The sequence below is a fragment of the Haloferax sp. AB510 genome (assembly GCF_024136985.1).
Classification (GTDB): Archaea; Halobacteriota; Halobacteria; order Halobacteriales; family Haloferacaceae; genus Haloferax.
The window spans coordinates 1-6,935 of sequence record NZ_JAMYJY010000144.1 but is presented as its reverse complement, the minus strand read 5'-3'; the positions used below and the strand labels follow the sequence as shown (position 1 = coordinate 6,935).

The following is a 6,935-nucleotide window of genomic DNA, read 5'->3' as shown; positions in this document are numbered from 1 at the left end:
CGTCGGGATAGCCCGCCCGCTCGAAGACGGAGGTCGATGGCGTCGGCGGAGCCGGCGGTCGCCATCCGCACCACGTCGGGGGCGGCGACGGCGCTGGCGTCGTCCGCGGCGAGTTTGCCGAGCATCGCGGCGTCGCGCATCTCGTCGAACATGTCGAGGTCGTTGTTCGAGGCCGCGCCGTCGGTTCCGAGACCGACCGTGACGCCCGCGTCGAGCAGTTTCTGGACGGGAGCCATGCCGGAGGCGAGTTTCATGTTCGACGCCGGGCAGTGGACGACGCCGGTGCCCGCGTCCGCGAGCAGGTCGATTTCCGCGTCATCGACGTGGACGCCGTGGGCGAGGAAGTCGTCGGCGGTGAGCATGCCGAGTTCCTTCGCGTACGACAGCGGGCGCTCGCCGCGCTCGTCGACGATGGGATCGACTTCGTCTGTCGTCTCGTTGGCGTGGTAGTGGACCGGGATGCCCTCGTCGTGCGCGTCGGCGACGAACTCGCGGAGGTACTCTTCGGCGACCGTCGTCAGCGAATGCGGCATCGCAGCGGTCCGAATCCGGCCGTCGGCCGCGCCGTCGAACTCGCGGGCCACGTGGAGGCTCTCGTCGATGTCGGCCTGCGCGTCCGCGTCGTCCTTGCCGAGCGTGACGACGCCGTGGCCGAGACGGGCGCGGAGGCCGGCCTCCTCGACCGCATCGGCGACCTCGGGGACGTGGAAGTACATGTCCGCGAACGCGGTGGTCCCAGACTTAATCATCTCCACGAGGCCGAGTTCCGCGCCGACGCGCACGTCTTCGGGCGTGAGCGCGCCCTCCGCGGGCCAGATGTCCTCACGGAGCCACGCGTCGAGGGGCTTGTCGTCGGCGTAGCCGCGCAGGAGCGTCATCGCCACGTGGCAGTGGGCGTTCACCAGACCGGGCGTGACGAGACAGCCCTCGGCGTCGAGCGTCTCGTCGGCCCCGGCGTCGAGTTCCGCGCCGATGTCGAGGATAGTCCCCTCGTCTCGGTCCACGAGTACGTCCGCGTCCTCGACCGTCGCGTCGGGGCGGAGCACCTGTCCGCCCGCGATTCGGAGCGTGTTCATGTCGCTCGTTCGGGTCGGCGGGGTGGTGAATCCACCGTCTCGCGGCCGCGAGGGCCGACCGTCGATTTCGCCGGTGAGCGGGCCGAATACCGGCGGTAGTCCGATTCCCGAAAATCGAGAACGAGCACGTCCTCTTAGGGTCGGACCCCCAGTATGAGGGGATATGGAGCCCCCGTGGAACCTCGCGCTCGTTCCGGGGCACGTCCAAGGCAGTCCGTGGATGACCGCGGTCGTCGTCCTCGCGGGCGTCTCGTCGGTCACGCTGGCCGCGCTCGGCGTCGCCGTCTTCCTCCGGCGGCGGACGCGGTCGCACCTGCTCGTTCGCGCTGGCGCTGTTGGCGTTCGCGTCGCGGGCGGCCGTCGCGGCGCTGACGCTCACCGGCGTCCTCTCCGAGTTCGACCACCACGTGGTCGAACACCTCTTGGACCTCGTGATGGCCGGCCTCGTCCTCGCGGCCATCTACTACGCCCGGAGCATCGAGCGCGAGGCGGGGGTCAACGACCCATGAGTGAGACACGAACCCGCGTCGCCGACCACATCAAGCACAACCCGGGAGTCCATTTCAACGAGCTCGTTCGCGCGCTCGACCTCGCTCCCGGCCAGGTACAACACCACGTCCGCAGACTGCTCTCCGACGAGACGGTCCGCCGCTCCGAGTTCTACGGCCGGACGCACTACTTCCCCCCGGAGTTCGACGCGTGGGAGCGTGGCGCACTCGCACTCGTCCGTCGAGAGACCGCCCGCGACATCCTCGGCCACCTCTTCGAACACGGCGACGCCCGTCCCGACGACGTGGCCGACGACATCGGCGTCGCCCGCAGCACGCTGGAGTGGCACCTCGACCACCTCGTCGAGCGCGACGTGGTTCGGAAGGAACGCGACCTGCACAACCGCGTGACGCTCGTCCTCACCCACCCCGAGCGGACGACCCGACTGTTAGACGACGTGTCCCCGTCGCTCCCCGAGCGGTTCGTCGACCGGTTCGACCGCCTGCTCGACCACCTCGTCGAAGGGTAGCCGCGGGTCCGCAAAGCGGCGACCTTACGCTTCCGTCTCGCCCGCGCCGCCCGCGTCTCGGAGCCGACCAATCCGCGACGCCAGCGACGGCTCGAACGAAAGGAACGACCCCGCGCGGCCGGTGTCGACCTCGTCGGCGGTCGCGTCGAGCGCGTCGGCGACGGCCGCGCGTCCGACCCGTTCTGCCGCCGCCTCGTCGGCCCGATAGATGAGCCGTTTGCTCGCGTATTCGCCGGTCACGAGCAGTATCACGCCGATTCCGGCGAACGCCAAGAACGACAGGGCGAACCCGAACGGCGACCACGCGACGCCCCAGAAGACGAACGCGCCGACCGCGGTCACGGTGAACAGCCGAAGCTCGTAGACGTACCGAGCGACGCGTCCGGCGTCGACCGCGAGGAGCGCCGAGACCGTCTCGTCGTCGTAGCGGTCGAGAAGCGAGTCGGTGAGAAAGAGCGTCTTCCGCCCGACCGGGCCGCGAGTGAGGTGGTCCGAGCGGTGGCCGCCGCCGTCGAGGAGGCGAACCCGAGCGACCGAGAGACCGCCGCGGTCGCACAGGCGGTCGAGTCGCTCGCGCGTCGCGTCGTCGGGGGCCGCCGTCGTCTGCGAGACGCCGACGAGCTGTGCCGAAAAGACGTATGCGGCGGCGACGAACGCGAGCAGGGTGAGCAGGCCGCCGGTCCCCAAGACCCGGAATTCGACTTGTAGCACGGCCACCACGCAGAAGACGAATGCCGCGATGAAGAGCTGGTAGCGGAACATCTTCGCGGCCGCCGCCCCCGCGCCCATATCGGCGTCTCGCACGCGCCTCGCCACCGGGAACGCGCCCATGTACGAGACGGTCGCCACGACCGCGGCACCGACGGCGACGAGCGCCCAGCCGAGAACGGCCCACGGCCAGTCGACCGGGAGGCCGACGGCGGCGAGGAGCGCCCGGTCCGCGTCCGTCCACCAGACGACGCCGACGAACAGGAGGGCGGCGTAGAGCCAGTTGCTTCGAACCCGTTTTCTGAACCGCTGGACGGACGACCCGCGGCGCTCGTGGAACGCGGCGCTGAGCCGCGACCAGCCGGCACCGAGGAGGGAGACGCCGACGAGCGCGCCGGCGAACGTAGCGGGAGCCATAGATGACACTTCACAGATGTGTCAAAAAACCGTTCCGGCTTGCGAAAGTCAATTACCTCCGGGACGTGACGGGGAGGTATGCGAATCGCCGTGCCCAACAAGGGCCGCCTGCACGAACCGACGATTGAACTCCTGGAGCGTGCGGGACTGCACCTCGACAACGGTGCCGAGCGCAAACTCTACGCCGGGACCGTCGACCCCGACGTGACCGTGTTGTTCGCCCGCGCCGCCGACATCCCCGAGTACGTCCGCGACGGGGCCGCCGAGGTCGGCATCACGGGCCTCGACCAGGTCCGCGAGTCGGGCCACGAACTCGAAGACCTGCTCGATTTGGAGTACGGCAAGTGTCGGCTCGTCCTCGCCGCGCCTGAGGACGGCGACATCGAGACCGTCGAAGACGTGTCGGGCAAGGTCGTCGCCACCGAGTTCCCGCACATCGCGCGGACCTACTTCGAGGAGGCAGGCATCGACGCCGAGGTCGTCGAGGTCACGGGCGCGACCGAACTGACCCCGCACGTCGAGATGGCCGACGCCATCATCGACATCACCTCGACCGGGACGACCCTCCGGGTGAACCGCCTCGCGGTCATCGACGAGGTGCTGTCGTCGTCGGTCCGGCTGTTCGCCCGCCCCGACGTGGTCGACGACCCGAAGGTCCAGCAGTTGCTCATGGCGCTCGAATCGGTCCGCTCCGCGGAGGGCAAGCGCTACCTGATGATGAACGCGCCGCGCGAGAAACTCGACGAGGTAAAGGAGGTCATACCCGGCCTCGGCGGTCCGACCGTGATGGACGTCGCCGGCGACTCGACGGTCGCCGTCCACGCCGTCGTGAACGAACGCGACGTGTTCGAGGTCGTCAGCGACCTGAAGAATGTCGGTGCGAGCGGCATCCTCGTCACCGAAATCGAGCGGTTAGTCGAGTAAGCGACGCGGCCGCGTGCCCGTCGCATCCGTCAGTTCTTCCAGCGCAGGTCCGGAACCGTGACCGACGGCTCGAACCCGAGTTCGCCGCGGCGCACCCGGACGTAGGCCGCGATGCAGACCGCGCCGAGCACTATCGCGCCGAGACCGAGCAGACCGGCCTCGGGGCCGAACGCACCGCCGGTAACCACGTCGGGGCCCCGTTCCGTCGTCTCGACGAGCGACGTGCCGAAGTCGAGGCCGCTGACCGCGAAGCCGAAGACGCCGCCCTGCACGAAGTTCCATGAGATGTGGATTCCCGTCGGGATGGCGAGGTCGCCGGTGAGCGCGTAGCCGAGACCGAGCATGACGCCCGCGAGGGTGATGCTGGTCGTGCTGGCGAACCCCGCGTTCGGGTTCGTGTAGTGAGCGACGCCGAACACCGCCGACGAGACCGCGAGGCCGCCGGCGACCGCGACATCCGGACCGAACCGCCAGCGGAGGCCCTCGGCGACGTCGGTGAGGACGATACCCCGGAGCAGAAGTTCCTCCGCGATGCCGACGACGACGAAGAACGCGAGGAGCGAGCCGACGCCGAGCAGTCGGTCGACGCCGAGCGGGGCGGGGGAGACCGCAATCCAGCCGGCGGCGACGCCGACGACGAAGATAGCGGTCATCAGCCCCGTTCCGAGCGCGAGGCCGAACACGAGGTCGACCGCCCACTCGCGGTCGAACCGGAGACCGAGATCCGCGACGGTCCGCCGGTCGACGTACCGCGCGACGACGAGTGCGGCGAGGCCGCTCGCCCCGACAGAGACGAGCGAGACGACGAGCGCGACGAGTCGACTGGATTCGGCGAGACCGCCGAGAGCGGCCGAGAACGAGACGGCGACCACGAGCGAGACGAGGACGAAGACGACGGGCGTCGCGAGCAGTCGAAACGGGGCTCGCGGCCGGCGTTCCATGTCGTTCCAGAGGAGGCGACGGGGAGACACGACGGATGATTCAGCGGCCGCGGGCAAGAAAGTACGGCGAGCGCGACCTCAGAAGGGCGCTGTCGTCAGGATGACCATGAGACCGAACAGGACGAGGCCGAGAAGCACCGAGACGACGAAGTGGATGGTCACCACGTACGCCGACAGGCGGTTCGACCGGCCGTAGAGATACTTGACGAAGCCGAAGTCGAGCCCGAGAGCGAGCGCGAGCGCGACGAAGGAGTTCCAGCCGAAGGTGGTGAAGACGACGGCGATGGCCGCAGGAACCGGCCCGACGGCGAACGCCTTCTTGAGTTCCACGTCGCCGAGGACGTTCCGCGCGGCGATGTGGGCGGTGAGAGAAAGGAACAGCGCGAACAGCGCGAACGTTCCGGCGACGGCCGTGACCGGCGCACCGGCGGCCGTCTGCAAGGTGAGCGCGTCCATATCGGTCCGAGGGACGCGACTGACTTAGATTCGGTCGATTCGGGTCCCGGTTACGCGGCGCGGTCGAGAGGACCCGACGAGGTTAGAACGACCCGTTCAGGAGACCGAGTTCGGAGAGGCGTGAGATGATGACGTCGACCGCCGCTTCGGCGTCTTCCGGCTTCTTCCCACCCGTGATGACGAGCTTGCCCGACCCGAAGAGAAGCGCGACGACGCTCGGTTCGTCGAGGCGATAGACGAGTCCCGGGAACTGTTCGGGCTCGTACTCGATGTTTTCGAGACCGAGGCCGATGGCGATGGCGTTGAGGTTCAGGTTCTCGCCGAGGTCCGCGCTCGTGACGATGTTCTGAACGGTGATTTCGGGGTCGTCGTCGACCGGAATCTGAAGCTCTCGGAGCTTGTCGAAGACGATTTCGAGGCTCTCATGTACGTCGGCAGTCGACTTCGCGCCGGTGCAGACGATTTTTCCGGACCGGAAGATGAGCGCCGCGGATTTCGGCTCTTGGGTGCGGTAGACGAGTCCCGGGAACTGCTCGGGGTCGTAGTCGGCACCCTCGAGGTCCATCGCCACGCTCTGGAGGTCGAGCTCTTGGCCGATTCCCGTGGAGGCGACGACGTTTTCGATGTTGATTGTGTCCTTGGGGTCGGTCATACAACGATTTAAGTCACGTATTTAAGGTTTAAAAAGATTGGTGCAAGTAATTGACAGCTTACGCGCGGCGACGAATAATCCGGACGTTCCGGACGGTGACAACCGCACCAAGAAGTGTCAGTGAGATGGGAACTGCGAGGCGCGCGACCGCCGGTCTGAGCACCCAGTAGGTGGCGAAGAACAGGGCGACTGAGACGAGTTTTAACACCGCGAACGAGCCGGGTCCGGGGTCGCCACCCGAGATGAGTCGCACGACTGGGTTCCCCTCCTGCACGCCGGCCATCCTGACACCGAGGACGGTCGTGACGTAGTCGCCGAGGCCGTAGGCGAGCGCCGCTGCGCCCCAGAGGATGGCGTCGAGAGAGGCCATGCGGGAGGATTCGGAGCGACCCGTATAAGTCTCGTCGTCGCCGGGTTGTCACGTTCGGCGTCATCGCCATCGGTCGGTGTGTGCGTCACCGCGCTCGCGGGAGCGACGACGACCGATACCCTCATTTCCGCGGCCCGTCAGGTCCGAGCGTGTACGGATTGGAACTCGCCGGCGAGGAAGACGCCTTCGCCGCCCGCGAGGCCGAGTCGGCCGCGACGGGCGTGACAGTCGTCGCCCCCGGCCTCGCCACCGCCCGCGGCGTCGAACCGGAGCGCGCGAGGCAACTCGCCTACACTCGCCGCGTCGTCGAACTGGTCGGGCGGTGCGACCCCGACATCGACGCCGCCCGCGCCGTCGTCGCGGCCGCGAACGT

8 protein-coding genes and 2 pseudogenes are annotated in these 6,935 nt (G+C 68.3%); 4 read left to right on the top strand and 6 right to left on the bottom strand.

Going from position 1 to position 6,935, the window contains the following annotated elements; all coding sequences use genetic code 11:
* Positions 1–1,076 (bottom strand): amidohydrolase (locus NKF06_RS18940; RefSeq protein ID WP_253246295.1); only part of this gene is annotated, 1,076 nt, incomplete at its 3' end.
* Positions 1,077–1,239: 163 nt separating this feature from the next.
* Here NKF06_RS18940 and NKF06_RS18935 point away from each other — a divergent pair.
* Both NKF06_RS18935 and NKF06_RS18930 read left to right on the top strand, forming a co-directional pair.
* A pseudogene (locus tag NKF06_RS18935) lies at positions 1,240–1,585 on the top strand (hypothetical protein).
* A complete protein-coding gene (locus NKF06_RS18930) occupies positions 1,582–2,094 on the top strand; it encodes a winged helix-turn-helix transcriptional regulator (RefSeq protein WP_253246294.1) in 513 nt (170 codons plus the stop codon). The pseudogene NKF06_RS18935 and the gene NKF06_RS18930 overlap by 4 nt, the downstream one beginning before the upstream one ends.
* Positions 2,095–2,118: 24 nt before the next feature.
* Here NKF06_RS18930 and NKF06_RS18925 read toward each other — a convergent pair whose 3' ends face one another.
* The gene (locus NKF06_RS18925; RefSeq protein ID WP_058826870.1) at positions 2,119–3,219 is read right to left on the bottom strand and encodes a hypothetical protein; all 1,101 of its coding nucleotides are present in this window, start codon (positions 3,217–3,219) and stop codon (positions 2,119–2,121) included.
* Positions 3,220–3,297: 78 nt separating this feature from the next.
* Between NKF06_RS18925 and hisG the strand changes: the two genes are divergently transcribed.
* Complete coding sequence (gene hisG, locus NKF06_RS18920; protein ID WP_253246293.1) at positions 3,298–4,143, top strand: ATP phosphoribosyltransferase; 846 nt, start codon at positions 3,298–3,300, stop codon at positions 4,141–4,143.
* Positions 4,144–4,172: 29 nt separating this feature from the next.
* On the opposite strand, the gene NKF06_RS18915 is transcribed toward hisG, so the two are convergent.
* From NKF06_RS18915 to NKF06_RS18900, 4 genes are all read right to left on the bottom strand, one after another.
* The gene (locus NKF06_RS18915) at positions 4,173–5,141 is read right to left on the bottom strand and encodes a CPBP family intramembrane glutamic endopeptidase (protein ID WP_253246292.1); all 969 of its coding nucleotides are present in this window, start codon (positions 5,139–5,141) and stop codon (positions 4,173–4,175) included.
* 21 nt (positions 5,142–5,162) lie between these two features.
* The gene (locus tag NKF06_RS18910; protein WP_058826873.1) at positions 5,163–5,540 is read right to left on the bottom strand and encodes a hypothetical protein; all 378 of its coding nucleotides are present in this window, start codon (positions 5,538–5,540) and stop codon (positions 5,163–5,165) included.
* An 82-nt stretch (positions 5,541–5,622) separates the two neighbouring features.
* On the bottom strand, positions 5,623–6,192 hold the full coding sequence (locus NKF06_RS18905; protein ID WP_058826874.1) for a TATA-box-binding protein: 570 nt from the start codon (positions 6,190–6,192) through the stop codon (positions 5,623–5,625).
* Between the two features lie 58 nt (positions 6,193–6,250).
* A complete protein-coding gene (locus NKF06_RS18900) occupies positions 6,251–6,562 on the bottom strand; it encodes a DUF5658 family protein (RefSeq protein ID WP_004973892.1) in 312 nt (103 codons plus the stop codon).
* Positions 6,563–6,720: 158 nt separating this feature from the next.
* Here NKF06_RS18900 and NKF06_RS18895 point away from each other — a divergent pair.
* A pseudogene (locus tag NKF06_RS18895) lies at positions 6,721–6,935 on the top strand (TIGR01177 family methyltransferase); the annotation flags it as partial.

Coding starts and splice junctions, on each gene's coding strand:
- NKF06_RS18925 (WP_058826870.1), bottom strand. CDS start 3,219: ATGGCTCCCGCTACGTTCGCCGGCGCGCTCGTCGGCGTCTCCCTCCTC.
- NKF06_RS18910 (WP_058826873.1), bottom strand. CDS start 5,540: ATGGACGCGCTCACCTTGCAGACGGCCGCCGGTGCGCCGGTCACGGCC.
- NKF06_RS18930 (WP_253246294.1), top strand. CDS start 1,582: ATGAGTGAGACACGAACCCGCGTCGCCGACCACATCAAGCACAACCCG.
- hisG (WP_253246293.1), top strand. CDS start 3,298: ATGCGAATCGCCGTGCCCAACAAGGGCCGCCTGCACGAACCGACGATT.
- NKF06_RS18905 (WP_058826874.1), bottom strand. CDS start 6,192: ATGACCGACCCCAAGGACACAATCAACATCGAAAACGTCGTCGCCTCC.
- NKF06_RS18900 (WP_004973892.1), bottom strand. CDS start 6,562: ATGGCCTCTCTCGACGCCATCCTCTGGGGCGCAGCGGCGCTCGCCTAC.